The sequence below is a fragment of the Hymenobacter endophyticus genome, assembly GCF_032464715.1.
Lineage (GTDB): Bacteria > Bacteroidota > Bacteroidia > Cytophagales > Hymenobacteraceae > Hymenobacter > Hymenobacter endophyticus.
In genome coordinates, this window is the sequence record NZ_JAWDJT010000031.1 from 1 (window position 1) to 1,235 (window position 1,235).

Consider the following 1,235-nt stretch of genomic DNA (forward strand, 5'->3'; position numbering starts at 1 on the left):
GGGCGTTCGGGTCGCGGAAGTAGTCGATGCGGCTCATCAGGTAGTGCCTTCCCAATCGGCAGGTGACGAGATCGGGCGGGCCGATTCCCAGACCTTCTCAACGCTCTCAGCGTAGGCGTCGAAGAGCTCACCGCCGGGCACGCGTCGCAGGTGCAGCACGGGGGCCATGTAGGCGCCGACGCCGTAGAGGTGCCCGTTCGCCAGCATCTCGTCATCGGCCCGATAGATCGAGTTGTAGAGGGTCGTACCGTGCAGCCGGAACTCCACTCCAGGGAGGCCGAAGAGCGGGCCGTAGTTGATGAGAGCGTTCCGGATCTTGCCCGCCATCGCTGCGCCGATCCCTTCATCCTCACCGCGCACCGCGACGGCCTGCGACGTGGGCTCTCCCAGGATGAAGCGGATGGGCACTCCGTCGGCTGACTTCTCCTTCACGATGCGGTGGAACGTCGCATCCTCCGTGAGCCAGAACCCGGAGTACACCAACAGGTCAAACTGACGGGTCGCCTTGGAGTAGAGGTTCGTCCAGAGGGTTTGCATCACGACGGAACGGTGTGGATAGAGCCTGACCAACTCCGCGTTGCCAGCGGCCGCGACCTCAGCTGATGTGCGTTCGTCCGGCCACAGGTACGACACTTCGCACTTCAACAGCGAGGCCGTTGCGAACTGGAAGCGGCGATATGGCTTGCGCTCAGGCTCGTTGATCCATCGTTCGACCGTCTTGGACGCGACCCCAAGTCGTTGGGCGACCTCATCGAGCGTCAGACCCAAGTCCACTATCGCGCCGCGCAGTCGCTCGTTAGCCACGTCCAACCTCCGCCTTGCTGGGACGACTTGGTACGACTTCACGGTAGCCAAGTACGACTTCACGGTAACCAAGAGCGACCCAAGTCGTACATCCGCGAAGTCGAACGTCGCCGTTGCCGACGCCAGTCTGTAGGTACATCGAGCGCGAGGGGCTCGCAGGACTCAAACAGCCGAAGGGCTTGACGGGGCGAATCCCTCTCTGCAAGATGAGGAACACGTAATAAATGTTCCTCAAGGTGGGCTCCGGGAACCCCGGATTCCGTATCGCCTTGATCGTGCATGTGTCCGACCGGCGGGACTCCCCAGCAAGGTCGCCCGCTGTCGGACATCTCCCTGCCCCATCGACTCAGGAGAACGTCTATGCGCATGTACATCGGCCATCAACAGGCCGTCTCCGCTGAGGACTTCGTGGAACTGGCTCTTGGCACCCC

General features: G+C 62.3%; 1 protein-coding gene. It reads right to left on the reverse strand.

What is annotated here, in order from left to right; all coding sequences use genetic code 11:
• Positions 1-36: 36 nt before the first annotated feature.
• On the reverse strand, positions 37-846 hold the full coding sequence (locus tag ROI90_RS21075) for a helix-turn-helix domain-containing protein (protein WP_316000259.1): 810 nt from the start codon (positions 844-846) through the stop codon (positions 37-39).
• Positions 847-1,235: the final 389 nt, after the last annotated feature.